Genomic DNA, 26,488 nt, shown 5'->3' on the forward strand with positions numbered 1-26,488 from the left:
GATCCGTCGGCGGTCGGGCCCATCTGACACCAAACGCACGACGCCGGGACCGCCGATGCTGATCCAGATCGTAGACCGCCTGTACCGCCATGATGCCACGGCGGGAATCCTGCTGATGCTGGCCACGGTCGCGGCGCTGGCGATCTACAACTCGCCGCTGGCCAGCGGCTACGACGCCGAGCTGTCCTCGGTATTGGCGATCACCCTGGACGGCGACGGGCTGGAAAAGCCGCTGATCCTGTGGATCAACGACGGGCTGATGGCGATCTTCTTCTTCCTGATCGGGCTGGAACTGAAGCGCGAGATGATCGAGGGCAAGCTGCGCAACCCGCGCGACGTGATGCTGCCGGGAATCGCGGCGCTGGGCGGCGTCGCCGTGCCGGCGCTGATCTACACCGCGCTGAACCTGGGCGGGCCCGGGCTGGACGGCTGGGCGATCCCGGCGGCCACCGACATCGCCTTCGCGCTGGGGGTGCTGGCGCTGCTGGGCAAGCGGGCGCCGGCGGCGCTGAAGATGTTCCTGCTGACGCTGGCGATCCTGGACGACATCGCGGCGATCCTGATCATCGCGCTGTTCTACACCGCCGAGCTGAAGGTGAACTACCTGGTTTACGGGCTGGTGCCGCTGGCGCTGCTGATCGCGCTGAACCTGCGCGGCGCGCACCGGGTGGCGCCGTCGATCCTGCTGGGCACGATCCTGTGGGTGCTGGTGCTGAAATCGGGCGTGCACGCGACGCTGGCCGGCGTGGTGCTGGCGCTGACGATCCCGCTGCGGGATGCGCGCGGCGGCAGCCCGGTGCACAAGCTGGAATACGCGCTGACGCCCTATGTGCTGTACCTGATCATGCCGCTGTTCGCCTTCGCCAACGCCGGCCTGTCGCTGGACGGGCTGGGGCTGGACGAGCTGCTGAACCCGGTGACGCTGGGCATCGCGCTGGGGCTGTTCGCGGGCAAGCAGATCGGCGTGTTCGGCTTCACCTGGGGCCTCGTCCGGTCGGGCCTGGCCAGCCTGCCCGACGGCGTTGGCTGGCGGCACATCTACGGGGTCTCGTGCCTGGCCGGCATCGGCTTTACCATGTCGCTGTTCATCGGCGGGCTCAGCTTCGCCGATCCGGACCTGCGCGACGCGGTGCGGCTGGGGGTGCTGGCCGGATCGATCCTGTCCGGGGTGCTGGGCTTTGCCGTGCTGTTCGGCGCCGGCCGCCCCGCCGGGACCGAAGCGGCCCGCCCCGAGCCGGACGAGGCCGTATCCGCCGCCGAGCGCAAGGAGCCGGTGGTGCCGCCCGCCTGAGCGCCGCGCCCCGCCGCCGGTCACCCGCCCGGCCTTCCGTGCTTCCACGGCGACAGGATCGCGTGGCAGACGCGGCTCAGCGGCGTCTGGACGCCGGCGGCTTCACCCAGCCGGGCGACCGCACCGCAGATCCAGTCGATCTCCAGCGGCTTGCCCTGCTCGAGGTCGTGCGCGGTCGAGGCGCGCGCCTCGGGCGGCATCGCGGCCATCGCGGCGATCACCTTTTCCTCGGCCTCCGCCGGCAGGGCGACGCCGCGGGCGCGGGCCACGGCGGCGGTCTCGGCCACCAGCCGGGCGGCCATGTCCCACAGCTCGGGGGTCTGCTGGATCTCGTCCAGGCGGCAGCGCGCGGCCGCGGTCAGGCTGCTGATCGCGTTGAACATCAGGAACTTGGTCCACTGGTCGACGCGCACGTCGGCGCAGTCCGGCACCAGCACCCCGGCCGCCTTCAGCGTCGCGCGCAGCCCGGCCACCAGCGGATCGTCCTGCCGGCCCTGCGCATCGCCGATGGTGAAGCTGCGGATGTCGCCGTAGCGCGTCACCACGCCCGGCGCGGTGATATTGGCGAGGATCCGCGCCACGCCGGTCAGCGCGGCGTCGCGGCCGTAGGCCTCGGCGACCAGGTCGCTGGCCTCGACGCCGTTCTGGAACGGCAGCAGCCGCGTGCCGCCGCCCACCAGCGGCCGGGCCAGCTCGATCGCGCGCGGCAGGTCCTGGCCCTTGACGGCGAGGATCACCAGATCGGCCTGGCCGGCGCCGGACGGATCGTCGGTCACCTCCGGGCGGACCAGCGTGTCGCCCTCGGGCTCGGACAGGCGCAGGCCCTGTTCGCGGATCGCCCGCAGATGCGCGCCGCGGGCGATCAGCGTCACCGGGCGGTCCGCGCCCAGCAGGTTGGCGCCGAGGTAGCCGCCGATGCCGCCGGCGCCGATGATCGCGGTGCGCATCGCCCTACTCCGCCGCCTGCGGGCGCGCGGCGCGGATCATGGCGAGGATCTCGCGCGCCGCCGCCGGGATGTTGGTGCCGGGGCCGAAGATCGCCCGCACCCCGGCATCCCTGAGAAAACCGTAGTCCTGCTGCGGGATCACCCCGCCGCAGATCACCAGGATGTCCTCGGCGCCCTGATCCCTGAGCGCCTGCACCAGCTTCGGCGCCAGCGTCCGGTGCCCGGCCGCCTGGCTGGAGATGCCGACCACGTGGACGTCGTTGTCGATCGCGTCCTGCGCGGCCTCCTCCGGGGTCTGGAACAGCGGGCCGACGTCGACGTCGAAGCCGATGTCGGCAAAGGCCGTGGCGATGACCTTGGCGCCGCGGTCGTGGCCGTCCTGACCCATCTTGACCACCAGCATGCGCGGGCGGCGGCCGGTCTCGTCGGCGAACGCCTCGACCTCCTTCTGGATCAGCGCGAAGCCCTCGTCGCCCTCGTAGGCGGCGCCGTAGACGCCGGCGAGGGTCTTCACTTCGGCCCGGTGGCGGCCGAACGCCTTTTCCATCGCCATGGAGATCTCTCCTACGCTGGCCCGCGCGCGGGCGGCCTCGACGGCCAGTTCGAGAAGGTTGCCGGTGCCGGAGGAAGCGGCCTGCTCGAGCGCCGCAAGGGCGCCCTCGCACGCCGCTGCATCGCGGCGTTGCCGGATGCGGGCCAGCCGGGCGACCTGCGCCTCGCGAACCTGGTCGTTGTCGATGTCCAGAAGGTCGATCGGCTCTTCCCGGTCGAGCCGGAAGCGGTTGACGCCGACGATCACCTCCTCGCCGCGGTCGATGGCGGCCTGACGCTTGGCCGCCGCCTCCTCGATGCGCAGCTTGGGCAGGCCGGAGGCGACCGCCCGGGTCATGCCGCCGAGACTTTCGACTTCCTCGATCAGCTTCCATGCTTCGGCGGCTAGCTGATCGGTCAGCGCCTCGACGTAGTAGCTGCCGGCGAGCGGGTCGACGACGCGGGTCACCCCGGTCTCGTGCTGCAGGATCAGCTGGGTGTTGCGCGCGATCCGGGCCGAGAACTCGGTCGGCAGGCCGATCGCCTCGTCGAAGCTGTTGGTGTGCAGCGACTGGGTGCCGCCCAGCGCCGCCGCCATCGCCTCGTAGGCGGTGCGGACGATGTTGTTGTACGGGTCCTGTTCCTGCAGCGACACGCCGCTGGTCTGGCAGTGTGTGCGCAGCATCCGGGACTGCGGCCTGTTCGGTTCGAACTCGTCCATGATCCGCGACCACAGCAGCCGCGCGGCGCGCAGCTTGGCCGCCTCCATGAAGAAGTTCATGCCGATGGCGAAGAAGAAGCTGAGACGCCCGGCGAAGGCATCCACGTCCATGCCCCGCGCGATCGCGGCGCGGACGTATTCGCGCCCGTCGGCCAGCGTGTAGGCCAGTTCCTGCACCAGCGTCGCCCCGGCCTCCTGCATGTGGTAGCCGGAGATCGAGATCGAGTTGAAGCGCGGCATCTGCTCGGCCGTGTATGCGATGATGTCGGCGACGATCCGCATCGACGGCTCGGGCGGGTAGATGTAGGTGTTGCGGACCATGAACTCCTTGAGGATGTCGTTCTGGATCGTCCCCGAGAGGCTTTTGCGCGGCACGCCCTGTTCCTCGCCGGCGACGATGAAACTAGCCAGCACCGGGATCACCGCGCCGTTCATCGTCATCGAGACCGAGACCTCGCCCAGCGGAATGCCGTCGAACAGGATCTTCATGTCCTCGACCGAATCGATGGCGACGCCGGCCTTGCCGACATCGCCCACCACGCGCGGATGGTCGCTGTCGTAGCCGCGATGCGTCGCCAGATCGAACGCGACCGAGACGCCCTGCTGCCCCGCCGCCAGCGCCTTGCGGTAGAATGCGTTCGACGCCTCGGCGGTGGAGAATCCGGCGTACTGGCGGATCGTCCACGGCCGGCCGGCGTACATCGTCGCGCGCGGGCCGCGCACGAACGGCGCCTGGCCGGGCACCGTGCCCAGGTGTGTCACCGTCTCCAGGTCCGCCGCGGTGTAGAGCGGCTTGACGGCGATGCCCTCGACCGTGTGCCAGGTCAGATCCTCGGGCGCGCGGCCCTTCAGCTCGCTGCGGGCCAGGTCGGCCCAGTCCTGCGGCAGGTCGGTCATCTCATCCTCCATCGCTGGCGCGGGGGCCCGCCGGCTCCGCCGCGAAGGTGAAGCCGGCGCCGGGCGGCAGCGTCGGGACGAAATCCCGCAGCCCGGCGCGCAGCGCCGGCGCGGCGGCCGGGTCGGTGGCCCAGAACGTGACCTCGCGCCCGCCCAGCTGTCCGGCCGGCGCGTCCAGCGTCAGCGCGCCCAGCCGCACCCAGTCGGCCCCGATCGCCGGGCCCACCCAGTCGTCGTAGACCATCGCCAGCGTCACGCCGCGCGCCGCGGCCAGATCGTCGGCCCAGCCCGGGCGCGGGTCGGTCAGCCGCCGCTCCAGCGCCAGCGGCGAGGCGAGGCCCCACAGGTCCAGCACATAGTCCGGATTGCGCCAGGCGACGCGGCCCAGATCGTTCACCGCCACCGGTGCGGCGTGGACCTGCTTGGCGAAGCGCGCCATCTGCGCGGTCTGCAGGTGGTGCGCCTGCGGCGCCCACTGGCCGCGCGCGCCGAAATTCTGCTGGTAGAGCAGCGTCAGGCCGGCCAGCGCCAGCGCCAGCGCCCCGCTCAGCCCCCGGCGCGCGGCGTCTTCGGGCAGACGGACCAGCGCCGCCGCCAGCGCGCCGCCGACGAACAGCAGCGCGTAGTGCTCGTAGCGGTCCATCCAGCCGATCTTGCCGAACAGCAGGTGTCCGGCCCCCGCGGCGGCCCCGGCCAGCGCCAGCGCGCCGGCCACCGGATCGCGCCGCGCCGCCAGCGCCACCGCCGCCGCGGCAAGCGTCAGCAGCGCCAGCGCGACGCCCGCGGGCTCGGCCAGGTTGCCGGCCAGCCGCCCGGCGAGGCGCGCCGCCATCGACAGGTCCTGCGCGCCGTCGCCGAGCTTGGCCAGCACCGAGTTCGGCAGCGGCGCCAGCCCCTGCGACAGCAGGAAGGCGGTGAACCCGGCCAGCGGCAGCGCCGCCAGTGCCAGCAGGGCTAGGCCCGCCAGCGGCCGGCCACGCCACAGCACCAGAGCCACCACCAGCAGCGACGGGCCCAGCCCCTCGTAACGCAGCAGCGGCCCCAGCAGCACGCCGGCGACCAGCAGCGCGCCGATCCGCCCGTCGCGCAGGAACCGCAGCAGGCCCAGCAGCAGCGCCAGCGTGGCGGCACCGTGCAGCGCGTGCTCCATGCCGGTGAAGCCCGCGCCGGCGATGTTCAGCCCGACCGGCCCCAGCACCGCCAGCAGGATCCCGGTGCGGCGGAACGCGCCCGCGCCGTAGCCCGACTCGCGCAGCAGCAGGCCCCACAGCGCCCCGCTGGCGGCCACCGCCGCCGTGTTCCAGGCCAGCGGCAGATAGCGCTGCACCCCGGCTTCGGGGAACGGCAGCAGCAGCGGGTACAGCACCGACGACGCGGCCGAGGTGACCTCGCCCGCGTTCACCCCGTAGTTGCCACGGGCGATCTGCTCGGCGATGGCCAGATGGATGTAGACATCGTCGAGCGGGTATTCGAACAGCCCCGCACGCATCCACGCCAGCGCCTGCATGTAGGCGAACAGTCCCAGCGCCACCCCGGCGGCGGTCAGCGCCAGCGGCGCGGCGCGCGGCGCGGTGTCGGCAGGGGCGGCGGTCTGTGTCATTGTGTCCATGCCTCGGGCCGTGCCTCGGGCCGTGCCTCGGGCTCGATCGGCGCGACCCCTTCGCAAACCGCGGGGCTGCGCTTAAGTCTGGTACGGGAGGATACACGCATGCCGGTCCGAATGCTGCCCCTGGTCGCAGCCTCTCTGCTGAGCGCGGCCGTAGCCGCCGCCGCCGACCTGGCGCAGCCGACGCTGGACGAGCTGAAATGGGTTGCGCGCCCGATCATCATCTTCGCCGACTCGCCCGCCGACCCGCGGGTGCGGACCCAGCTGGCCGACCTCGAGGCGCACAAGCCGGCGCTGGACGAGCGCGACGTGGTGGTGCTGGTCGACACCGATCCCGCCGCCCGGTCCGAGTTGCGCCAGACCTTCCGGCCGCGCGACTTCAGCGTGCTGGTGCTCGGCAAGGACGGCGAGGTGAAATACCGCAAGCCGCAGCCGATCACCGTGCGCGAGGTGCTGCGGCTGATCGACCGCATGCCGCTGCGCCGGCAGGAGATCGAAAGCCGGCAGGGCGGCGGCAACACCGGAGGGTAGCACGCGCCGTCAGCCATGCCGCGCCTCGGGCTGTTGCGCCAGGCCGACCAGGCGCAGGTTTGCGGGCGGCGCGCGGCGCAGCGCCGCCAGATCCTCGGCGTAGGCGGCATCGAGCGCGGCGCGCTCGTTTTCGGTCCAGGGCCGGAACGGCGGGTGCTCGCCGGGCGGGAACGCGGCGATCACCGCCCGCCGCGCCGCGCGGGTCCGCTCCTCGGGGCGGCGCATACGGTTCAGCCGCGCGATCGCCGGCGCGGTCGGCGACGAGTACACCGCCGGCAGATCCTCGTCCACGGCGGCGACGTCGCGCTCGCCCAGCAGCAGGCGGACCGCCTGCAGACCGTTGCCGGGCATGTCCTCGAACGGCCAGACCAGCACCTGCGCCTGCGGGAAGGCGGCGGCCAGCTCCGCCAGGATCGCCGGCCAGCGGCGCGGCAGCGCCAGCATCCGCGGCTTCAGCCGGTCGAAGCCGGGCGCCGGGCGGCGGCGCGCCATCTGGGCATAGAGCGAGGCGAACATCCCCGCATAGCCGCGCACCGAGAACAGCACCGTCAGCGGATCGTCGCGGAACGGCGGCGCCAGCAGCGCGGCGCGGGCGGCGATGTCGGGGTAGAGCACGCCGCGCCGCACCATGCGGTCGATGCCGCCGGCGTAGTTCTCCTCGGAGATCACCAGCCGCCGCCGCCCCCGCGCCAGCGCCGCGGCGCGGGTCGCCGCCAGCCGGCGCACGGTTTCGCAGGAGACGTGGCGGCCCAGCACCGGCAGGCAGGCGAGAGCCGCGAAGCCCCAGTCGGTTTCGGGGCGCAGCTGCAGCGGCCAGGCGACGGCGATGCCGCGAGTCTCGAGGTGATCGGCGCGGCGGCGCAGTTCCTGCTGCAGCCGGGTGGTCCCGGTGCGGTGCGCGCCCAGATGCAGCCGGATCTCCATCGCCTAGTCGAACTCCATGATCACCTCGTCGACGGACAGCGACTGCCCGGGCGCGACGTGGACCTTGCTGACCACGCCCTTGCGCTCGGCGCGCAGGACGTTCTCCATCTTCATCGCCTCGACGGTGCACAGCGCCTGGCCTTCCTGCACCTCGTCGCCCTCGGCCACGGCCAGGGTCACGATCAGCCCCGGCATCGGGCAGAGCAGCATCTTCGAGGTGTCGGGCGGCAGCTTTTCCGGCATCAGCGCGGCCAGTTCGGCCTGCCGCGGCGTGTAGACCTTCACCACCAGGTCGGCGCCGCGATAGCGGATCCGGAAGCCGTCGGTGCGCCGGTCGACCTTGACCGCGATCGCCACGCCGCCGACCTCGGCCCGCGCCAGCGTCGCGCCCGGGTGCCAGTCCAGCGCGGTGACGTCGATCGAGACGTCGCCGAAGCTCACCGCCCCCTGCCCGTTCAGCCGCACCGGGTGCTGCTCGCCGGCGAGGATCACCACCAGCGCGCGTTCGGCGTGCGGATCGGCGGTAGACAGCTGGCCGCTGATCTGTCCGGCGCGCGCGCTGACCACCTCCCACATCCGCGCGGCCAGCGCGGCGATCCGGTGCTGCGCCGCGCCCGGCAGCGTCACGCCGTCGAAGCCGTCGGGGTATTCCTCGGCGATGAAGCCGGTGGTGATGTCGCCGCTGGCGAAGCGCGGGTGGTCCATCACCGCCGACAGGAACGGCAGGTTGTGGGCGATGCCCTCGACCTCGAAGGTGTCCAGCGCGACGCGCATCTCCTCCAGCGCCGCGTCGCGGTCCTGGCCCCAGGTGCACAGCTTGGCGATCATCGGATCGTAGAACATCGAGATCTCGCCGCCCTCGTAGACGCCGGTGTCGTTGCGCACCCGGCGCGGCTCCTCGGCCGGCGGCCGGTAGCGGGTCAGCCGCCCGATCGACGGCAGGAAGTTGCGGTACGGGTCCTCGGCATAGAGCCGGCTTTCCAGCGCCCAGCCGTCCAGCCGCACGTCGGACTGCTTCAGCGCCAGCGGCTCGCCGGCGGCGACGCGGATCATCTGCTCGACCAGATCGATGCCGGTGATCAGCTCGGTCACCGGATGCTCGACCTGCAATCTCGTATTCATTTCAAGAAAATAGAAGTTCTTCTTGTCGTCGACGATGAACTCGACGGTCCCCGCGCTGCAATAGTCCACCGCCTGCGCCAGCGCCACCGCCTGCTCGCCCATCGCGCGGCGGGTGCGCTCGTCCAGGAACGGGCTCGGCGCCTCCTCGATGACCTTCTGGTTGCGGCGCTGGATCGAGCATTCCCGCTCGCCCAGGTAGATGCAGTTGCCGTGCGCGTCGCCCAGAACCTGGATTTCGATGTGCCGCGGCGAGGTGACGAACTTCTCGATGAAGATGCGGTCGTCGCCGAAGCTGGACTTCGCCTCGTTCTTCGACGACTGGAAGCCTTCGCGCGTCTCGTCGTCGGTCCAGGCGATGCGCATGCCCTTGCCGCCGCCGCCGGCGCTGGCCTTGATCATCACCGGATAGCCGATCTGCCCGGCGATCTTCACCGCCTCGTCGGCGTCGCCGATCAGGCCCATGTAGCCCGGCACGGTGGACACCCCGGCCTTGGCCGCCAGCTTCTTCGAGGTGATCTTGTCGCCCATCGCCTCGATCGCGCCGACCGGCGGGCCGATGAAGGCGACGCCCGCCGCCTCCAGCGCCCGGGCGAACCCGGCGCGCTCGGACAGGAAGCCGTAGCCGGGATGCACCGCCTGCGCGCCGGTCCGGCGCACCGCGTCCAGGATCCTGTCGATGACGATGTAGCTTTCCGACGCCGGCGGCGGACCGATCGGCACCGCCTCGTCCGCCATCTTCACGTGCAGCGCGTCGCGGTCGGCGTCGGAATGGACCGCGACGGTCCGGATGCCCATCGCGCGGGCGGTCTTGATCACGCGGCAGGCGATCTCGCCCCGGTTGGCGATCAGGATCTTGTCGAACATCAGGCGGCGTCCCTTTTCTCGCCCCGCGGACGGCGATCGCCCGTTCGCGCACGGCAAGGCGCCCCGTCGCGCGTCGGGCGGCAGGGGGCTTGCGATTCCGGAATTTCGGGCAGACGGCGCACATCGCCCGCAGCGGTGCGCTGCGGGACCGGGGCCGGTCCGGCGGATCCTAGACGGGCGGCGGCGCCGCCCGTCGGTGCGTCAGCGGCACTGCGACGGGTAGGCGTTGCAGTAGGCGACGTTGCCGGCAGCGCCGACCAGCGCGCCGGCGGCGACGCTTTCGTCCAGCACCGCCGCGGTCGCGGCACCGGCACCGGCGCCGATGAGCGCCTGCTCCTCGAAAGAGTTGCCGCAGGCGGCCAGAGCCAGCAGCGTGGCGGCGAGGGCGGGTTTGACGATAACACGCATGATACCGATCCTTCGTTCTTGTTGCGTCGCCTAATATGTAATGCGCCCGGCGGAAAAGTTCCCGTCACAAAAGAAGCGCGTCCTGAAAGACTTTGAAAGATGGCGGATTTCCGCCAGTTCCGGGCCGCGGGCCAGGCGCGCGGCGCGGTCATCCGATCACCTGCGGGAACGTTTCCGCCGCGCGCTCGGCGTCGATGCGCAGCAGCGCGTCGTAGCTGGCCGGGTCGAACGGCTCCTCGGCGGGCACCACCTCGCGCCCGAACAGCCAGCTCAGCCGGCCGGCGTCGAGGTTGCCGCGGGGGAACGGCTCGGCGCCGAAATGCTGCCACAGCGCGGCCAGGAACGCGCTGTCGGCCGCCCGGTCCTGCGGCCGGCGGTCGGCATAGCGCTGACGCGCGCGCAGCGGCGTCGGCCCGTCCTTTCCCGGACGGCGCAGCGTGAACTGGAAGTCCGTGCCCGACATCCGCGCCGGGAACCCCCGATGCTTCAGCATGGCAACCCGTTCCGATCGTTGAGGAAAAGCGATTCGTCGCGGGCATGGGGCGCGTGCGGTGCCCGGCGGCGTCCGCGCGCGGCAAGGCCCGCCGCCCGACCTGTCGACCGGGCGGCAGGAAAGTTCGGATCAGAACTTGCTGAAGGTCGGCTCGGGCTCGATGGCCGGCGGGGGCGCGGGGATCGGCTCGGGCTCTTGCTGCTGAGCGCAGGCCGAGACGATGCCAGCCAGAATGAGAAGTCCAAGAATCTTGGTCGTACGCGACATGGAGATGTCCTTTCCCCGTAGGTCAGTCGATGTTTCAGCGGCCGGCGGATGCCCCCGCTGTACCGAAGCCTACGCGTCGGGCCGGAAAATGCAACGGGGACAATCGGCTGGCCCGGAATCAATCGGCAATTCTGCACTGATGTCATCTTGGATCGGGGCATCACAGCGGGATGTTGTCGTGCTTCTTCCAGGGATTCTGCAGGCTCTTGCCGCGCAGCGCCGCAAAGGCGCGGGTGACGCGCCGGCGGGTGCTGTGCGGCATGATCACCTCGTCGATGAATCCCTTCTCGGCGGCGACGAACGGGTTGGCGAACCGGGCCTCGTATTCCTGCGTCCGGCCGGAGATCTTCTCGGGCTCGCCAAGCTCGGACCGATACAGGATCTCGACCGCGCCCTTGGCGCCCATCACCGCGATCTCGGCGGTCGGCCAGGCATAGTTGAAATCGCCGCGCAGATGCTTGGACGCCATCACGTCATAGGCGCCGCCATAGGCCTTGCGGGTGATCACCGTGACCTTGGGCACCGTCGCCTCGCCATAGGCGAACAGCAGCTTGGCGCCGTGCTTGATCACGCCGCCATGCTCCTGCCCGGTGCCGGGCAGGAAGCCGGGCACGTCGACGAAGGTCAGGATCGGGATCTCGAACGCGTCGCAGAACCGCACGAAGCGCGCCGCCTTGCGGCTGGCGTCGATGTCCAGACACCCGGCCAGCACCATCGGCTGGTTCGCGACCACGCCCACGGTCGCGCCGTCCAGCCTGATGAAGCCGGTCAGGATGTTGCCGGCGAAGTCCTTCTGGATCTCGTAGAACTCGCCCTCGTCGGCGGTCTTCCGGATCAGCTCGTGCATGTCGTAGGGCAGGTTCGCGTTGTCCGGCACCAGCGTGTCGAGGCTCATCTCGATCCGGTCGGGCGCGTCGAACACCGGTCGCTCGGGCGGGCGCTCGCGGTTGCTGAGCGGCAGCAGGTCGACCAGGCGGCGGACCTCGAGCAGCGCGTCGATGTCGTTGTCGAAGGCGCCGTCGGCGACCGAGGACTTGCGGGTGTGGGTGCTGGCGCCGCCCAGTTCCTCGGCGGTGACGACTTCGTTGGTGACGGTCTTCACCACGTCCGGGCCGGTGACGAACATGTACGAGCTGTCGCGCACCATGAAGATGAAGTCGGTCATCGCCGGCGAATACACCGCGCCGCCGGCGCAGGGCCCCATGATCACGCTGATCTGCGGCACCACGCCCGAGGCCATGATGTTGCGCTGGAACACCTCGGCATAGCCGGCGAGGCTGGCGACGCCCTCCTGGATGCGGGCGCCGCCCGAATCGTTCAGCCCGATCACCGGCGCGCCGTTGCGCACCGCCATGTCCATGATCTTGCAGATCTTCTGGGCATGGGTCTCGGACAGGCTGCCGCCGAGGACGGTGAAATCCTGGCTGAAGACATAGACCATGCGGCCGTTGATCGTGCCCCAGCCGGTGACGACGCCGTCGCCGGGATACTTGTGCTCGGCCATGCCGAAGTCGGTCGCCCGGTGGGCGACGAACATGTCGAATTCCTCGAACGAGCCTTCGTCCAGCAGCACGTCCAGCCGCTCGCGCGCGGTCAGCTTGCCCTTGGCATGCTGCGCGTCGATGCGGCGCTGGCCGCCGCCCAGCCGGGCGTGGTCGCGGCGGCGCTCCAGTTCGTCGAGAATCTCCTGCACGGCGGCCTCCCCGGAAGTCTGCGCCGACCCTAGTGCCGGAGCGGCGCGAAAAGAAGGGCCATTCGGTGTATTTGCAGAGTCGTCAAACACCCCGTGCGGCATATTGCAAACTTGCGAAGCCGCGCGCCGGCAGTCACAAAACCACCGCATTCGGCTGGCAGTCAGCCCCGCATTGTCCGCAAGAAAGAGGGATCCGCAGATGTTGAGCCAGTCCGAGATCATCGACGGGATGCAGTTCCCGGGCATCGGCGCCCTCAACCCGATCAACGAAGCCGGCGCGCCGCGCTTCGTCGTCACCTACCAGTTCGCCAATGGCAGCGCACCGCAGGACCAATGGCGCGGCTACACCGGCTGGACCGCGATGAGCGGCGCCGAGCGGCAGGCGGTCCGCGACGCGATGGACCACATCGAGACCTTCCTCAACGTCGACTTCGTCGAGGTCAGCGGCTGGGCCGATCCGGTGATGAACCTGGGCAAGGTCGACCTGCCTTCCAGCGTCGCCGGCGAGGGCGGCAGCGGCTACGGCTGGAACGCCAATCTCGACGTCACCGCCTACGACAATTTCGCGGTATTCGACAACGGCCTGAACATCGCCGGGCAGACCAACCTGATCCTGCACGAACTGGGCCATGCCATGGGCCTGAAGCACAGCTTCACGTCGCCGTCGATCCCGAACGCCTACGAGAACGGCAAGTTCACGGTGATGTCCTACAGCGCGAACCCGGACAACGGGCTGGACAGCGCCGCCATGCAGCTGTTCGACATCCTCGCGCTGCAGGACATCTGGGGCGCGGCCGCCAACAATGCCGGCAATTCCGCCTACACCGGCCCGCGCAACGGCACGGTCGATGCGGTCTGGGACAGCGGCGGCATCGATACCTTCAACGCCTCGGCGGCCCGGCACGACGTGGCGCTGGACCTGCGCGAGGGCGCGTACTCGCGCTTCGGCACCGCGCACGAGGACGTCTCGATCGCCTTCGGCACGGTGATCGAGAACGCGGCCGGCGGATCCGGCGCCGACCAGATCCTGGGCAACAGCACCGGCAACCGGCTTTCCGGCGGCCAGGGCCACGACACCCTCAAGGGCTTCGGCGGCGGCGACGAGATCCTCGGCAACAAGGGCCGCGACCTGATCCGGGGCGGCAACGGCAACGACACGCTCAAGGGCGGCAACGCGAACGACAAGCTGTTCGGGCAGAACGGCAACGACAACCTGTTCGGCGGCGGTGGCGCCGACAGGTTCGTGTTCACCGGCGGCGACGACAGGGACCGGGTGAAGGATTTCGAGGACGACATCGACCTGCTGCTGCTGAAGGGGCTGGGGCTGGCCGACGCCGCAGACGCCCTGAGCCACGCCAGCGAGCGGAACGGAAACGTCGTCTTCGACTTCGGCAACGGCGACGTGCTCAAGGTGCTCGACATCACCGCCGCCGCGCTGTTCGACGACATCATCGTCTGATCCCGCTTGAGTTTGCAAACATCGCGGCGATAATCTGCGCGATGTTTGCAAACCGCCGTTCGGTCCCGGCCCGCGCCGCAGGCCGCCGATGACCACGCAGAAGCTTTACGCCGGCGTCAAGCTGCGCGAGATCCGCACCGGGCGCGGCCTGACGCAGAAGGATTTCGCCGGCCGGCTGGGCGTCAGCCTGTCCTACCTGAACCAGATGGAGAACAACCACCGCCCGGTCTCGACCGGGGTGTTGCTGGCGCTGGCGCGCGAGTTCGGCTTCGACGTGACCGAGCTGTCGGTGGGCGAGGCCGAACGCATGACCGCCGACATGCGCGAGGCGCTGGCCGACCCGGTGTTCGCCGAGGCGCCGCCGCTGGCCGAACTGCGGCTGGTCGCCTCGAACGCGCCCGGACTGGCGCGCGCCTTCCTGGCGCTGCACCGCGCGCACCGCCAGCAGAGCGAGCAGCTGGTGTCGCTGAACGAGGCGCTGGGCACCGAGGGCAGCGCCCTCGCCCCGCTGCCCTGGGAGGAGGTGCGCGACTTCTTCCACTACTGCGACAACTACATCGACGCGGTCGACCGCGCCGCCGAGCGCTTCGCCGGCAGCCTGGCCGGGGGCGACCGGCTGGCGGCGATGGCCGACCGGCTGCAGGCCGACCACGGCATCGCGCTGCAGATCCGTCTCGACGCGCCGCTGCGCCACTACGATCCCGCCAGCCGCCGCCTGACGCTGGCCGCCGAGGCCGGACCGGCGACGCAATGGTTCCAGGCCGCGCACCAACTGGCGCTGGTGGCGCACGACGACCTGCTGGAGGCGACGCTGGACCTGGCGCGGTTCCGCACCGACACCGCGCGCGAGATCTGCAAGATCGGGCTGGCGAACTATTTCGCCGGCGCGGCGCTGCTGCCCTACGGCCGGTTCCTCGCCGCGGCGCAGGAGGCGCGGCACGACCTCGACCGGCTGGCGCTGGTCTTCGGCGCCTCGATCGAGCAGGTGGCGCACAGGCTGTCGACGCTGCAGCGCCCCGGCGCCAAGGGGGTGCCGTTCTTCTTCGTCCGCGTCGACCAGGCCGGCACGATCACCAAGCGGCACTCGGCGACCCGGCTGCAGTTCGCCCGCTTCGGCAGCGCCTGCCCGCTGTGGAACGTGCACCGCGCCTTCGAGGCGCCCGGCCGCTGGCTGCGGCAGCTGGCCGAGACGCCGGACGGGGTGCGCTACCTGTGTCTGGCGCGGGACGTGTCGAAACCGGGCCGCGACTTCCACGCGCCGGTGCGGCGCTACGCCATCGCCCTGGGCTGCGAGGTGGCCCATGCCGGCGCGCTGACCTATGCCGACGATCTGGACCTGAACCGCGGTTTCGAGCCGATCGGCGTGTCCTGCCGGATCTGCGAGCGCACCGACTGCCACCAGCGGGCGCTGCCGCCGATGGACCGGCCGATCCGCATCGACCCCGACGACCGCGGCGCGCTGCCCTACCGGCTGGACTGATTGCCCGGCCGCCGCGCGCGCAGCGGCGATTGCGGCGCGGCGCTCAGTCGTCGCGGTGCGCGGTGAAATCCGCGATCAGCTGGTCGACCACCGCCACCATCGCCTCGTGCGGCGAGGCGCCGGCCTCCTCGGCCGCGGCGCGGGCGGCGCGCTGGCGCTCGGACGAGGTACCGTCGCGCAGGATCGCGCGCAGCTGGCACAGCTCGCGCCTGCAGCCCAGCACCTCGGCGTCGTCGCCGAACAGGTCGATCATCTCCTCGACCAGGTCGGCGCAGGGCACCAGCTGCCGGCGGCCGTGGTCGACCAGCTTGCCGGCCGCGCCGTAGCGCTGCGCGCGCCAGCGGTTCTCCATGATCATCGTGCGCGGGTACAGCCGCCAGCGCTGGTTGCGCGACTTCAGCCGGTACAGATAGGCGAACATCGACTGGTAGAGCGCGGCCAGCGCCGCCACGTCGCGCAGCCGCGCGCAGACGTCGGTGATCCGCTGCTCTACGGTGGGGAACTTGTCCGACGGGCGGATGTCCCACCAGATCTTGGTGCCGTCTTCGATGCAGCCGGCCTCGACCAGCTGGTCGACCAGCCGCCGGTACTGGTTGAACGAGCCCAGCTCGTCCGGCAGCCCGGTGCGCGGCAGCGCGTCGAACACCGTCAGCCGGTAGGACGACAGGCCGGTGTCCTCGCCCTCCCAGTACGGCGAGGAGCAGGTCAGCGCCAGCATGTGCGGCAGGAAATACGCCGCCTGGTTCATCAGGTCGATGCGCAGGTCGCGGTCGTCGATGCCGATGTGGATGTGCATGCCGCAGATCATCATCCGGCGGATCGGCTGGCCCAGGTCGTCGCGCAGCGCGTCGTAGCGGTCCTTGCGGGTGTGGGTCTGCTCGCGCCAGCGGCTGAACGGGTGGGTCGAGGCGGCGATCGCGGCATAGCCGTGCGCGGCGGCGGCGTCGGCGATGCTGTTGCGCAGCTCGCCCAGCTCGGCCACCGCATCGGCGACCGAGCGGTGCGGCCGAGTGCCGACCTCGACCTGACACTGCAGGTATTCCGCCGTCACCCGCTCGCCCACCGCCTTGCGGCACGCCTCCAGGAACGCCTCGGCCGGCTCGCGCACCAGCTCGCGGGTCTGGCGGTCGACGACCAGGTATTCTTCCTCGATGCCGAGGGTCAGGATCGGGCGGTCCGACATGCAGGTCTCCGGACACGGATATCCGGAATACCTAGCGCCCGCAGCGGGTTCAGGGAAGCGCGAAAGTCAGCGGGGCCCAGGTGCTCAGCCACTCCGCGTCGTATTTCGCCTTCGCCGGGCGCAGCTCGACCGCGTTCAGCAGCGTCACCCCCCGGGCGCAGGACGACCGGCGTCACCCCGGCGGCGTCGGTCCGCAGCAACTCCCGGCGCGGCGTGGCGGTTTCCGGGTCGATCCGGAACACCGCCACCGGATGCTCCGCCAGAGGATTGCCGAACCGGTTCAGCGTCACCCCGATCGGATCGCCCGGCGCCTGGGCGAAGCCCGAGCACGGCAGGTCGCGCTCCAGGTGCAACCCGGCCCGCGGCCCCGGCCCCTCGAAGGCGACACAGGTCACGAAATCGTAGAAGCTGTCTTAGTCGATGTAATCGGCGGCCGCCTCGCAAAGCCGCGCCGACAGACCCGCGGGAACCGCGGCACGAGCCTGACCGCCGCCGTGCTCGCCGGCGCGATGGCCCTCGCGGCACCGCTTGCGGTGTCGGCCAGGGGCCACGACAACGGCAAGGACGGCGCGGGCAACTTTCGCAAGCGCGGCAACGCCTGGCCGACACCCGCCGCAACGGCAACCCGTTCCCGGCCGAAATGGTCGACGACGCCGAATGATCCCTCCCGGCCGCGCCTCGGTGCGGCCGGTTCCCCTGCCCGCGCCGCGGGGCCGTTCGGCCGGTGCTACAACTGCTCCATCACCTCGTCGGGGATGTCGAAATTCGCGGTGACGTTCTGCACGTCGTCGTCGTCTTCCAGCGACTCGATCAGGCGCATCACCTTCTGCGCCCCGTCCAGGTCCAGCGCGGTAGTGTTCTGCGGCTTCCAGATCAGCTTGGTGGTCTCGCTTTCGCCCAGCGTCGCCTCGAGCGCGGTCGAAACCTCGTTCAGGTCGGTCGCGTCGCAGTAGATCTCGTGCCCGTCGTCCGAGCTTTCCACGTCCTCGGCGCCGGCCTCGATGGCCGCTTCCAGCACCGCCACGGCGTCGCCGACGGCGGCCGGGTAGACCACCAGGCCCTTGCGCTCGAACATGAAGCTGACGGCGCCGGTCTCGGCCAGATTGCCGCCGGACCTGGAGAATATCGAGCGCACGTTCGAGGCGGTGCGGTTGCGGTTGTCGGTCATCGCCTCGACGATCACCGCCACGCCTTCGGGGCCGTAGCCCTCGTAGCGGATCTCCTCGTAGTTCTCGGCGTCGCCGCCCTGCGACTTCTTGATCGCCCGGTCGATGACGTCCTTGGGAACCGAGTTCGACTTGGCCTCCTTGACCGCAAGCCGCAGCCGCGGGTTCTTGTCCGGGTCCGGGTCACCCATCTTCGCCGCCACGGTGATCTCCTTGCTGAGCTTGGAGAACAGCTTGGAGCGCGCGGCATCCTGCCGGCCCTTGCGGTGCTGGATGTTCGCCCATTTGGAATGCCCGGCCATCGACGCCTCTTCACTTGCCTGCGGGATCGGAAACGCAAGGTGTATAGGCCGGAGCGCGCCCATTGATCAAGCGCCGGCGCGCATCCGCGCCCGCAGGTTCCGCATGGGCGCGCGCAGCCGCGCGGCGCGGGGGGCTGGCCCTTCCCCGGCGCGCGGGCTAACATCCGCCCGCGCCGGTTCCGCGCGCCACGACGAAAGCCTCCATGAACCCGCTACACGGCATCGCGCTGAAGATCATGTCGGTCGCCCTGTTCACGGCCATGGCCGCCTGCGTGAAGGCGGCGGCGGGCGCGGGCGTGCCGGCGGGCGAGGCTGTGTTCTTCCGCTCGGCGCTGGCGATCCCGGTGATCCTGACCTGGCTGGCGATGCAGCACGACTTCCCGCACGGGTTGACGACGCGGAACCCGATGGGCCACGTCTGGCGCGGCCTTGTCGGCGCCGGGGCAATGGCCAGCGGCTTCACCGCGCTGGGGCTGCTGCCGCTGCCCGAGGTGACGGCGATCGGCTATGCGGCGCCGCTGCTGATCGTGGTCTTCGCGGCGATGTTCCTGAACGAGACCGTGCGCCTGTTCCGCCTGACCGCGGTGGTGATCGGCCTGGTCGGGGTGACGGTGGTGCTGTCGCCGCGGCTGTCGGTCACCTCGCTCGAGAACGCCACCCAGTACGAGACTCTGGGCGCGACGGTGGCGCTGATGGGCGCGGTGCTGGCGGCGCTGGCGCAGGTGTTCGTGCGCAAGCTGGTGCACCAGGAGACCACCGCCTCGATCGTGTTCTGGTTCTCGGTCACCACCACCGTCTTGTCGCTGTTCACGATCCCGTTCGGCTGGATCATGCCCGACCCGCTGACGCTGGGGCTGCTGGTCTCGGCTGGGCTGCTGGGCGGGGTCGGGCAGATCCTGCTGACCTCGGCCTACCGGTTCGCGCCGACCTCGGTGGTGGCGCCGTTCGAGTACACCTCGATGATCCTGGCGATCGTCGTCGGCTACGCCTTCTTCGACGAGACCCCCACCGGCCGCACGCTGCTGGGCGCGGCACTGGTCGTCAGCGCCGGCCTGTTCATCATCTGGCGCGAGCGCAAGCTGGGGCTGGAGCGCGGCCGCGCCCGCAAGGCGATGACGCCGCAGGGCTGAGCGCACGCTTGACCGCCGCGCCGCGCCGGGCCATCACCGCGCCATGCTGGTTTACAAGATCCTTCGCGCCGACGAATGGGCGGCGCTGCAACAGGCCGGAGAGACCGCCGGCGCGCCGGTGGACGTGGCCGACGGCTATGTCCACCTGTCGACCGCCGAGCAGGCCCCCGGCACCGCCGCGAAGCATTTCGCCGGCGCGGACGGGCTGATGCTGCTGACCCTTGAGGCGAGCCGCCTCGCGCCGCTGAGATGGGAGGTCTCGCGCGGCGGGCAGGAATTCCCGCACCTCTACGGCCCGCTGCGGCTGGCCGACGTGCAGCGCGCGGTGCCGCTGCCGCGCGGGCCGGAGGGCCACGACTTCACGGGGCTGCTGTGAGCGCGCTGGAACGGCTGGGCCTCGGCCTGATGCACCGCCTCGACCCCGAGCGGGCGCACGGGCTGGCGATCCGGGCGCTGCGGCTGGGCATCGCCCCCCTGCCCCGGATGCCGGACAGCCCGCGGCTGCGCACGCGCTTCGCCGGGCTGGAGCTGCCGAACCCGGTCGGCCTTGCCGCCGGCTTCGACAAGAACGCCGAGGTGGTGGCGCCGCTGCTGAAGGCCGGCTTCGGCTTCGTCGAGGTCGGCGCCGTCACCCCCCGGCCGCAGCCCGGCAACCCGCGGCCGCGCCTGTTCCGGCTGCCGCAGGACCGCGCGATCATCAACCGCTTCGGCTTCAACTCCGAAGGCATGGAGGCGGTCGCCGCGCGGCTGGAGCGGCGCCCGGCCTCGGGCGTGGTCGGCATCAACCTGGGCGCCAACAAGGACAGCGACGACAAGGCCGCCGATTTCGCCGCCGTATTGACCCGCTGCGGGCTGTTCGCGGATTTCGCCACCGTCAACGTCTCGTCGCCCAACACCGAGCGGCTGCGCGACCTGCAGGGCGCCGGTGCGCTGCGCGCGGTGCTGGAGCGGGTGCAGGCGGCGAACCAGGCGCTGTCGCGGCCGCTGCCGCTGATGGTCAAGATCGCCCCCGACCTGGACGACGCCGGGCTGGACGCGGTCGCCGCGGCGGCGGCCGCGACCGGCCTTGACGCCATCGTCGCCACCAACACCACCACCAGCCGGCCGGACCTGCACGGCCCGCACGCGGCCGAGTCCGGCGGACTTTCCGGCCGGCCGCTGATGCACCTCTCGACGCTGGTGCTGGCGAAGCTGGCCGAGCGCACCGACCTGCCGGTCATGGGCGTGGGCGGGATCGCCGACCCCAAGGACGCCTACAGCAAGATCCTCGCCGGTGCGGGGGCGGTGCAGCTGTACAGCGCGCTGGTCTACGAGGGTCTCGGCCTGGTCGGGCGCATCGGGCGCGGCCTGGACCGGTACCTGACAGCCGACGGGTACGGGACCGTCGCCGAGGCGGTCGGCCAGCGGCGCGAAATAATCCGAAACAAACTGCAAATTATCTGAAGTATTCGGAAACAATGCTTTGCCCGCGCGGAACACTCTCCATATGCGGCTTGTTGTCCTTTCGACGACAGGACCAGAGGGAGTGCCAGATGAAACGCGAGACGATGCGCATACTGACCATTTCGGGCCTTGCGGCGCTGGGCATGAGCGGCACCGCCGCCGCCCAGAGCGCCTGCGGCGACAGCTACACCATCCGGCCGGGCGACACGCTCTACGAGGTGTCGCAGCGCTGCCGCGTCGGCCTGACCCGGATCTACCAGCTCAACTCCGGCATCGAGGCGCGCAACCTGGCCATCGGCCAGGAAATCCGCCTGACCGGCAATGCGGGCGGCGGACGCCAGCCCGACCGCTACCGCGTGAAGTCGGGCGACACCGCGTTCTCGATCGCGCAGACGCTGGGCGTTTCGCTGATCGAGCTGCTGCGCGCGAACGAGGACATGAACCCGCTGCGGCTGATGGTGGGCGACGTGCTCGACGTGCCCGGCATCGACCGCACGCCGGCGTTCCGGGTCCGCCCGCGCGAGGGCGCACCGGGCAGCGACGTGCGGATCCGCGCGCACGAGCTGCGCCCCGGCGACTGGGTCACCATCGGCGTCGGCCCGTCGAGCGCCAACTGGTATCCGCTCGAGGACGTGCAGGTCAGTGACACGGGCCGCGTCGCCACCAAGGTCGAGGTGCCGGCCTGGGCCGATCCCGGCGACGTGCTGACCTTCGTCATCGACACCGACCGCGGTGTGACCCTGCGGTCCAACGACTTCCAGGTGATCGACCGCGCCGGCGCCGGCGACGGCCGCGTCGCGCTGGAGGGCCGGATCCGCGAAGGCGCCGAGTGCTTCACGCTGCGCACCCCGGACGGCGAGCTTTACGCAGTCGTCAGCACCGACATCCCGTTCACCGACGGCGAATACGTCGAGGTCGAGGGCCGCTTCGCCGACGTGTCGTTCTGCCAGCAGGGCCGCGGCACGGTCCAGGTCACGTCGCTGCGGGAGGTGCGCCCGCGCCGCAACTGAGCCGGGTTCGCCCGAACCGAATGCCGGGGCGGCCGTCGCGCGACGGCCGCCCCTGTCGCCGCTCAGGCGGCCTGCGCCGCCGCGAACCGGCCATAGAAGGTATCGCCCTTCGCCGCCATCTCGCGCAGCAGCGCGGGGGCCTCGAAACGGGGCCCAAGTTCGGACAGCTCCTCGCACAGCTCCAGCGCCCGCTGCGCGCCGATGATGTCGAGCCACGAGAACGGCCCGCCCGACCACGGCATGAAGCCCCAGCCCAGGATCGCGCCCACGTCGCCCTCGCGGATGTCCTCGAGCACGCCGTCCTCCAGCGCGCGGACCGCCTCCAGCACTTGCGCCAGAATCAGCCGGTGCTGCACCCGGGTCAGGTCGGGCTGATCCCCGGCCGCCGGCCAGTGCTCGCGCAGGCCGAGCCACAGGCCGGTGCGCTTGCCCTTGTCGTCGTACTCGTAATAGCCAGCGTTCGCCTTGCGGCCCAACCGGCCCAGGTCGAACAGCTTGAACAGCACCTCGTCGGCCTTGGCCGCGCTTTCCGGATAGGCATCGCCCATCGCCGCCTTCGTCGCCTTGGCGATCTTCACGCCCAGGTCGATCGAGGTCTCGTCGTTCAGCTGCAGCGGCCCCAGCGGCATCCCCATCTGCTTGGCGGCATTCTCGATCAGCGCGGGCTCGACACCTTCGGCCAGCATCGCCACGCCCTCGTTGATGTAGGGGATGATGCAGCGGTTGGCGTAGAAGAAGCGCGCGTCGTTGACCACGATCGGCGTCTTGCGGATCTGCCGCACGAAGTCGAGCGCCTTGGCCACCGCCCGGTCGCCGGACTGCTTGCCCTTGATGATCTCGACCAGCATCATCCTGTCCACCGGGCTGAAGAAGTGGATGCCGATGAACTGTTCGGGCCGCTGGCTGGCCTTGGCCAGTTCGGTGATCGGCAGGGTCGAGGTGTTGGTGGCGAAGATCGCGGTGTCGGGGATCTGCGCCTCGGCCTTCGCGGTCACGTCGGCCTTCACGCCCGGATCCTCGAACACCGCCTCGACCACCAGATCGCAGCCCTGAAGCGCGGCATGATCGGTGGTGGCGGTGATCCGGGCCAGCACCTGCGCCTTCTTCTCGGGCGTCACCTTCTTGCGGCCGATGCCCTTGTCGAGCAGTTCTTCGGAATGCGCCTTGCCCTTGTCGGCGGCGGCCTGTTCCTGGTCGATCAGCACCACCTCGATGCCCGCCAGCGCGGCGACATGGGCGATGCCCGCGCCCATCATGCCCGCGCCCAGCACGCCGACCTTCGTCACCGCCTCGTCGCCCACGTCGGGCCGCACCGCGCCCTTCTCCAGCGCGGTCTTGTTCACGAACAGCGACCGGATCATCGCCGAGGACGACGGGTTCATCAGCACCGAGGTGAACCAGCGCGCCTCGATCTTCAGCGCCGTGTCGAAGGGCACCATCGCGCCCTCGTAGATCGCCGACAGCATCGCCTTGGCCGCCGGATAGACGCCCTGAGTCTTGCCGTGGACCATCGCGCTCGCCCCGACGAAGGTCATGAAGCCGGCCGGGTGATAGGGCGTGCCGCCGGGCATCTTGTAGCCCTTCTGGTCCCAGGGCTTGACGATGTCGGCGTCCTTCGCCTCCAGCACCCAGGCCCTGGCGCGGGCCAGCAGCTCGTCCGCCGGAACCACCTCGTCGATCAGCCCGGCGGCCTTCGCCTTGGCCGGGGCCAGCATCTTGCCCTCCAGCAGGATCGGCGCGGCGGGCATCAGCCCCATCATCCGGGTCACGCGGGTGGTGCCGCCGGCGCCGGGGAACAGGCCGATCATGATCTCGGGCAGGCCGATCCTGGCCTTGGGGTTGTCCGCCACGAACCGCCGGTGACAGGCCAGCGCGACCTCGGTGCCGATACCGGCGCTGGTGCCGGGGCTGGCCCAGGCAACGGGCTTGCCGCCCTTGTTCGTCTTCGGGTCCATTTTGTTGCGCTCGAGCTTCCGCAGGATGCGGTGGCCGTTCATGGTGAAGTCGAACAGCGCCTGCGCCGGGTTCTCGCCCGCCTTGTCGCGGATCTGCGCCAGCACCTTCAGGTCCATGCCCCCGGCGAAATCCTTCTTGGCCGAGGTCACGACCACGCCCTTCACCGCGTCGTCTGCCATCGCCTTGTCGAACAGGCTCTCGAACTCCTCGAAGCCCTCGATGGTCATGACGTTCATCGAGGTGCCCGGCTGGTCCCAGCTCAGGACCGCGACGCCGTCGGCGTCCACGTCGTAGGTGAAGATGCTCATGCGTTTCCTCCGGTGTCGTCGTCAAAGCGGCTGCCATCCTTGTGCAGGAAGGTATGCACGCCGCCCCTGGATACGGCCTTCATGTCGATGTCGGGATAGGTGCACTCGTCCTCGGCGGCGCGGGTGCCGACCACGAGGAAGCTGCCCGGCGCGTCCGAGCGATTGACCAGGTGATGCCCGTCCGGCATGCCCGCCGGAAAGGCGGCGCAGTCGCCCGCGCGCATCACCTCCTCGCCCGCGTCGGTGATCAGGGTCAGCTCGCCCGCCGTCACCATGACGAACTCGTCCTCGTTCAGGTGCCAGTGGCGCTGCGACGACCACGCGCCCGGTGCCAGCGTGATCAGGTTCACGCCGAACTGGGTCAGCCCGCCCGCAGCCCCCAGCCGCAAGCCCGAGCGCCCCGCGACCGCGGCGCGATGCGGCTCGGGATAGCCCGAACCGGTGCGCGGCTCGATCTTGCTCAGGTCCAGCTTGCCCATCACAGGCGCTCGATGATGGTGGCGGCCCCCATGCCGGACGCGACGCACAGGGTGGCCAGCGCCGTGCCCTTGCCCGTGCGTTCCAGCTCGTCCAGCGCGGTGCCGAGGATCATCGCGCCGGTCGCGCCCAGCGGATGGCCCATGGCGATCGCGCCGCCGTTCACGTTGACCTTGTCGTGATCCACGTCGAAGGCCTGCATGAAGCGCAGCACGACGGCCGAGAACGCCTCGTTCACCTCGAACAGGTCGATATCCGAGACGCTCATCCCCGCTTCGGCCAGGACCTTCTGCGTCGCCGGCACCGGGCCGGTCAGCATGATCGTCGGATCGGTGCCGACCTTGGCCGTCGCCTTGATCCGCGCGCGCGGCGTCAGCCCGTATTTCTCGCCGAAGGCCCGGTCGCCGATCAGCAGGCCCGCCGCCCCATCGACGATGCCCGACGAGTTGCCGGCGTGGTGGACGTGCGCGACCTTTTCCAGGTGCGGGTACTTCAGCAGCGCGATGGCGTCGAAGCCGGGCATCACCTCGCCCTGCTCCTTGAACGCCGGCTTCAGCCCGCCCAGCGCCTGCATGTCGGTGCCGGGGCGCATGTACTCGTCGCGATCCAGGATCGGCAGGCCGTTCCGGTCACGCACCGTCAGGACCGACCTTTCGAAACGCCCCTCCTCCCATGCGTAGGCGGCGCGCTTCTGGCTTTCGACCGCATAGGCGTCGACGTCGTCGCGGGAAAAGCCGTACTCGGTGGCGATGATGTCGGCGGCGATGCCCTGCGGCACGAAATAGGATTTCATCGCCAGCGACGGATCGACCGCGATCGCCGCGCCGTCCGAGCCCATCGGCACCCGGCCCATCATCTCGACCCCGCCGGCGACATAGGCCTGCCCGGCGCCGGCGCGGACCTGGTTCGCGGCCAGGTTCACCGCCTCCAGCCCGGAGGCGCAGAACCGGTTGATCGACAGGCCTGGCACATGCTCGTCGAACTCCGAGGCCAGCACCACCGAGCGCGCCAGGCAGCCGCCCTGCTCGCCCACTTGCGTGACGTTGCCCCAGATCACGTCCTCGACGGCGAGCGTGTCCAGGTCGTTGCGGTGCTTGAGCGCGTTCAGGACCTCGGCGGACAGGCGAAGCGAGGTGACCTCGTGCAGCGCACCGTCCTTGCGGCCCTTGCCGCGCGGGGTGCGGACGGCGTCGTAGATAAAGGCCTCAGGCATTGGGCACTCCTTGCATGGTGTTGATGGTGGTGAGCCAAAGGATCAGCGCGGCCAGCGTCGCCGCCGCGGCGAAGGACATCTGCAGACGGTAGAACGGCACCAGCCGGCGGCCGAAATCGACGCGGGACGCGCCCAGCCAGGCGCAGGCCCACAGCGCCAGCGGCACCAGCACGCCGCCGAACGCCACCGAGATCAGCACGAACGACACGATCCCGAACCAGGCCAGGATGCCGACGACCATGTGCGCCAGACCGCCGCGCACCTGGGTGTCGTCCGGGTCCGGGTGCCGCGCCTCGGCGCGGCGCAGGATCAGCGCGGCCAGCGCCGCGGCGCTGCCGAGAACCAGCACGGCGAACAGGAACGCACCCGGATTGCCGGCGGCGCTCATTCCGCCGCCTCGAACGGGTGGCCCGGCATCAGCTCGTAGGGATGTTTCCAGCCCGGCTGCGCCGCCAGGCGGTCGCGCCAGGCCGCGGTGGCGGGGGCCGGCTCCAGCCCGATCTCCTCGAGGAACCAGATGTAGCCGGCACAGGACAGATCCGCGGTCGTCGGCCGGTCGGCGACGATCCAGTCGCGCGCCTCCAGCCGCCGCTCCAGCACGCCCAGCGCCGCCCGGGCGCGACCCATCAGGAAGGCGATGACGTCCGGGTTGCGGTGCCTTTCGGCCAGGTACAGCTGCATGAACCGGGCGGTGGCGATGTTCGCGGTCAGCTTGTGATTGTCCCATAGCGTCCAGCGCAGGATCTCCAGCCGCTCGGCCTCGGTCTCGGCGCCGAAGCAGCGGTGCTTGTGTGACAGGTAGTCGAGGATCACCCCGGACTGGCTCAGCCGCACGCGCCCGTCGCTGTAGACCGGCACCTCGGCCATCTCGTTGACGGCGGCGTATTCCGATGTGCGCGCCGCGCCCTCGAAGAACCGGACGTGCACCGGCTCCCACGGCTCGCCGCACAGCTCCAGCATCAGCGCCGCCTTGTAGGCGTTGCCGGACTGGGCGAAGCAGTGCAGTTGCGACAGCATCGGCGCATCCCCCTGAACATGCGGCGGCGGCGCGGCCCGCGCCGCGGCC

Annotated in this window: 24 protein-coding genes; 8 read left to right on the forward strand and 16 right to left on the reverse strand. The window is 70.7% G+C overall.

Annotation, left to right across the window (positions count from 1 at the left end):
* Nucleotides 1-55 precede the first annotated feature (55 nt).
* The gene (gene nhaA, locus GE300_RS15895) at nt 56-1,291 is read left to right on the forward strand and encodes a Na+/H+ antiporter NhaA (RefSeq protein ID WP_154447824.1); all 1,236 of its coding nucleotides are present in this window, start codon (nt 56-58) and stop codon (nt 1,289-1,291) included.
* A 20-nt stretch (nt 1,292-1,311) separates the two neighbouring features.
* Here nhaA and GE300_RS15900 read toward each other — a convergent pair whose 3' ends face one another.
* Genes GE300_RS15900 through GE300_RS15910 form a run of 3 tightly spaced genes read right to left on the reverse strand, consistent with a single transcriptional unit; the run spans nt 1,312 to nt 5,987 of the window.
* Nucleotides 1,312-2,238 (reverse strand): ketopantoate reductase family protein, encoded by a 927-nt coding sequence (locus tag GE300_RS15900; protein WP_154447826.1) that lies wholly within the window; start codon nt 2,236-2,238, stop codon nt 1,312-1,314.
* A 4-nt stretch (nt 2,239-2,242) separates the two neighbouring features.
* Nucleotides 2,243-4,387, reverse strand: a complete 2,145-nt coding sequence (gene scpA, locus GE300_RS15905) for a methylmalonyl-CoA mutase (RefSeq protein ID WP_154447828.1) — start codon at nt 4,385-4,387, stop codon at nt 2,243-2,245.
* Nucleotide 4,388: 1 nt separating this feature from the next.
* Entirely contained in the window at nt 4,389-5,987 is a 1,599-nt protein-coding gene (locus GE300_RS15910; RefSeq protein WP_154447830.1) for a hypothetical protein, read from the reverse strand.
* Nucleotides 5,988-6,095: 108 nt separating this feature from the next.
* On the opposite strand from GE300_RS15910, the gene GE300_RS15915 reads away from it, so the two are divergent.
* Nucleotides 6,096-6,524 (forward strand): DUF4174 domain-containing protein, encoded by a 429-nt coding sequence (locus GE300_RS15915; protein WP_154447832.1) that lies wholly within the window; start codon nt 6,096-6,098, stop codon nt 6,522-6,524.
* 9 nt (nt 6,525-6,533) lie between these two features.
* On the opposite strand, the gene GE300_RS15920 is transcribed toward GE300_RS15915, so the two are convergent.
* From GE300_RS15920 to GE300_RS15945, 6 genes are all read right to left on the reverse strand, one after another.
* Nucleotides 6,534-7,448: a hypothetical protein gene (locus GE300_RS15920; RefSeq protein WP_154447834.1), complete on the reverse strand. Its 915-nt coding sequence runs from the start codon at nt 7,446-7,448 to the stop codon at nt 6,534-6,536.
* A gap of 3 nt (nt 7,449-7,451) precedes the next feature.
* The gene (locus GE300_RS15925) at nt 7,452-9,434 is read right to left on the reverse strand and encodes an acetyl-CoA carboxylase biotin carboxylase subunit (RefSeq protein ID WP_154447836.1); all 1,983 of its coding nucleotides are present in this window, start codon (nt 9,432-9,434) and stop codon (nt 7,452-7,454) included.
* A gap of 201 nt (nt 9,435-9,635) precedes the next feature.
* Nucleotides 9,636-9,842: a hypothetical protein gene (locus GE300_RS15930; protein WP_154447838.1), complete on the reverse strand. Its 207-nt coding sequence runs from the start codon at nt 9,840-9,842 to the stop codon at nt 9,636-9,638.
* 148 nt (nt 9,843-9,990) lie between these two features.
* Nucleotides 9,991-10,335, reverse strand: coding sequence for a hypothetical protein (locus GE300_RS15935; RefSeq protein WP_154447840.1), 345 nt, complete (start codon nt 10,333-10,335; stop codon nt 9,991-9,993).
* 129 nt (nt 10,336-10,464) lie between these two features.
* The gene (locus GE300_RS15940; protein ID WP_154447842.1) at nt 10,465-10,602 is read right to left on the reverse strand and encodes a hypothetical protein; all 138 of its coding nucleotides are present in this window, start codon (nt 10,600-10,602) and stop codon (nt 10,465-10,467) included.
* A 160-nt stretch (nt 10,603-10,762) separates the two neighbouring features.
* Nucleotides 10,763-12,295 (reverse strand): acyl-CoA carboxylase subunit beta, encoded by a 1,533-nt coding sequence (locus tag GE300_RS15945; RefSeq protein WP_325063274.1) that lies wholly within the window; start codon nt 12,293-12,295, stop codon nt 10,763-10,765.
* Between the two features lie 199 nt (nt 12,296-12,494).
* Here GE300_RS15945 and GE300_RS15950 point away from each other — a divergent pair, with 199 nt between their 5' ends.
* Both GE300_RS15950 and GE300_RS15955 read left to right on the forward strand, forming a co-directional pair.
* Nucleotides 12,495-13,754: a M10 family metallopeptidase gene (locus GE300_RS15950; RefSeq protein WP_154447845.1), complete on the forward strand. Its 1,260-nt coding sequence runs from the start codon at nt 12,495-12,497 to the stop codon at nt 13,752-13,754.
* An 88-nt stretch (nt 13,755-13,842) separates the two neighbouring features.
* A complete protein-coding gene (locus tag GE300_RS15955) occupies nt 13,843-15,234 on the forward strand; it encodes a helix-turn-helix domain-containing protein (protein ID WP_154447847.1) in 1,392 nt (463 codons plus the stop codon).
* Nucleotides 15,235-15,277: 43 nt separating this feature from the next.
* Here GE300_RS15955 and GE300_RS15960 read toward each other — a convergent pair whose 3' ends face one another.
* A complete protein-coding gene (locus GE300_RS15960; RefSeq protein ID WP_154447849.1) occupies nt 15,278-16,417 on the reverse strand; it encodes a carboxylate-amine ligase in 1,140 nt (379 codons plus the stop codon).
* Between the two features lie 727 nt (nt 16,418-17,144).
* Entirely contained in the window at nt 17,145-17,885 is a 741-nt protein-coding gene (locus GE300_RS15965; RefSeq protein WP_154447851.1) for a YebC/PmpR family DNA-binding transcriptional regulator, read from the reverse strand.
* Between the two features lie 203 nt (nt 17,886-18,088).
* On the opposite strand from GE300_RS15965, the gene GE300_RS15970 reads away from it, so the two are divergent.
* From GE300_RS15970 to GE300_RS15985, 4 genes are all read left to right on the forward strand, one after another.
* The gene (locus GE300_RS15970) at nt 18,089-19,015 is read left to right on the forward strand and encodes a DMT family transporter (protein WP_154447853.1); all 927 of its coding nucleotides are present in this window, start codon (nt 18,089-18,091) and stop codon (nt 19,013-19,015) included.
* 43 nt (nt 19,016-19,058) lie between these two features.
* Nucleotides 19,059-19,391, forward strand: coding sequence for a DUF952 domain-containing protein (locus GE300_RS15975; RefSeq protein ID WP_154447855.1), 333 nt, complete (start codon nt 19,059-19,061; stop codon nt 19,389-19,391).
* Nucleotides 19,388-20,458, forward strand: coding sequence for a quinone-dependent dihydroorotate dehydrogenase (locus GE300_RS15980; RefSeq protein WP_325063275.1), 1,071 nt, complete (start codon nt 19,388-19,390; stop codon nt 20,456-20,458). The genes GE300_RS15975 and GE300_RS15980 overlap by 4 nt, the downstream gene beginning before the upstream one ends.
* Nucleotides 20,459-20,547: 89 nt before the next feature.
* Nucleotides 20,548-21,468 carry a LysM peptidoglycan-binding domain-containing protein gene (locus GE300_RS15985; RefSeq protein WP_233417089.1) on the forward strand — a complete coding sequence of 307 codons (921 nt, stop codon included), beginning with the start codon at nt 20,548-20,550 and terminating at the stop codon, nt 21,466-21,468.
* Nucleotides 21,469-21,530: 62 nt separating this feature from the next.
* Here the strand turns inward: GE300_RS15985 and GE300_RS15990 are convergent, their stop codons facing one another.
* The 5 genes from GE300_RS15990 to GE300_RS16010 are packed head-to-tail and all read right to left on the reverse strand — an operon-like array spanning nt 21,531 to nt 26,439.
* Entirely contained in the window at nt 21,531-23,732 is a 2,202-nt protein-coding gene (locus GE300_RS15990; protein WP_154447862.1) for a 3-hydroxyacyl-CoA dehydrogenase NAD-binding domain-containing protein, read from the reverse strand.
* Nucleotides 23,729-24,211, reverse strand: a complete 483-nt coding sequence (locus tag GE300_RS15995) for a cupin domain-containing protein (protein WP_154447864.1) — start codon at nt 24,209-24,211, stop codon at nt 23,729-23,731. Before GE300_RS15995 ends, GE300_RS15990 begins: the two co-directional genes overlap by 4 nt.
* Nucleotides 24,211-25,422 (reverse strand): acetyl-CoA C-acetyltransferase, encoded by a 1,212-nt coding sequence (locus tag GE300_RS16000; protein ID WP_154447866.1) that lies wholly within the window; start codon nt 25,420-25,422, stop codon nt 24,211-24,213. Before GE300_RS16000 ends, GE300_RS15995 begins: the two co-directional genes overlap by 1 nt.
* The gene (locus GE300_RS16005) at nt 25,415-25,810 is read right to left on the reverse strand and encodes a hypothetical protein (RefSeq protein WP_154447868.1); all 396 of its coding nucleotides are present in this window, start codon (nt 25,808-25,810) and stop codon (nt 25,415-25,417) included. The genes GE300_RS16000 and GE300_RS16005 overlap by 8 nt, the downstream gene beginning before the upstream one ends.
* A complete protein-coding gene (locus tag GE300_RS16010; RefSeq protein ID WP_154447870.1) occupies nt 25,807-26,439 on the reverse strand; it encodes a glutathione S-transferase family protein in 633 nt (210 codons plus the stop codon). Before GE300_RS16010 ends, GE300_RS16005 begins: the two co-directional genes overlap by 4 nt.
* Between the last annotated feature and the right edge of the window lie 49 nt (nt 26,440-26,488).

Origin of the sequence: Halovulum marinum (genome assembly GCF_009697225.1) — a bacterium.
Lineage (GTDB): Bacteria > Pseudomonadota > Alphaproteobacteria > Rhodobacterales > Rhodobacteraceae > Halovulum > Halovulum marinum.